The 1,221-nt window shown below is 34.3% G+C and carries 1 protein-coding gene; it reads left to right on the forward strand.

Annotation, left to right across the window (positions count from 1 at the left end; all coding sequences use genetic code 11):
• Positions 1–5 precede the first annotated feature (5 nt).
• Positions 6–92, forward strand: coding sequence for an IS3 family transposase (locus ACFO3N_RS24900; protein ID WP_379796460.1), 87 nt, complete (start codon positions 6–8; stop codon positions 90–92).
• The last annotated feature ends 1,129 nt before the right edge of the window (positions 93–1,221 follow it).

Below are 1,221 nucleotides of genomic sequence, written 5' to 3' on the forward strand. Positions count from 1 at the left end.
AGTATATTAATTATTATAATAATGACAGAATAAAACTTAATCTAAAAGCAATGAGCCCGATACAATATCGAGCTCATTATTATAAAACTTAGTTATTAATTTGTCTAAACTTTTGGGTGCAGTCTACTTACAGATAAATCCTTTTTATCAATTTCACGATAATAATTATCGCTACCTTCCATTTACAAAATTTCCATACGTAGCATTTTTTATAGTTGATGAATTATCAAAAACGGTATTTTTAAATGCTGTTTTTCATACTTCACAAAATCCAGAAAAATATCCTGTAAAATAAGAATTGTCGATTGTCATTGCGGGGCTTCGACTTCGCTCAGCCTGACAAATGTTTACGTGCAGTTGTCATCCTGAGAAACGAAGGATCACACTAGGGATTCCGCAATCTAAATCGACAATCTTTGCCGAGCTACTTACGGAGATCCCTCCTTCGTCGGGATGACAAACTAAATGGAAATTCTAATCTTTGTCGATTTGCGCGTGTGATCCTTCGTTCCTCAGGATGACAAACTCAACATTAAAATCATTTTCTACAAAAGTCCCAGAGGGACGAAATATTTATAAAAATAATGATTCCATTTTTACAAGAGCCCTAGCAGGGCGAAACATATTTAGATTTACGATAATGAATATGTCGCTCCGCTGGAGCTTTTTTGTAAACCGCGTATCAAACAATCTATAAATATTTCATTCCTCCGGAATTATACGGGATGAGTATTTTGCGCCTTGTTTATTTGTGAAATTCTAATCTTTGTCGATTTGCGAGTGTGATCCTTCGTTCGTCAGGATGACAAACTCAACATTAAAATCATTTTCTACAAAAGTCCCAGAGGGACGAAATATTTATAGAAATAATGATTCCCTTTTTACAAGAGCCCTAGCAGGGCGAAATATTTTTTAGATTTACAATAATTAATGTGTCGCTCCGCTGGAGCTTTTTTGTAAACCTCGTATCAAACAATCTATAAATATTTCATTCCTCCGGAATTATACGGGATGAGAATTTTGTGCTTTGTTTATTTGTGAAATTCTAATCTTTGTTGATTTGCGCGTGTGATCCTTCGTTCCTCCTTTAGATTTTTTTTAAAATTTAAGTAGATTTATGATTGAGAAAGGAAGCAAAAGTAAACTGTTCGTTCCTCTGAGCTTGAGACTCATATCCTGATTAAGACTTTAGCTTCCCTTTCATCAAAGACTCAGATAGAA

The organism is Flavobacterium chungangensis, from assembly GCF_042654045.1.
GTDB classification, from domain to species: Bacteria; Bacteroidota; Bacteroidia; order Flavobacteriales; family Flavobacteriaceae; genus Flavobacterium; species Flavobacterium chungangensis.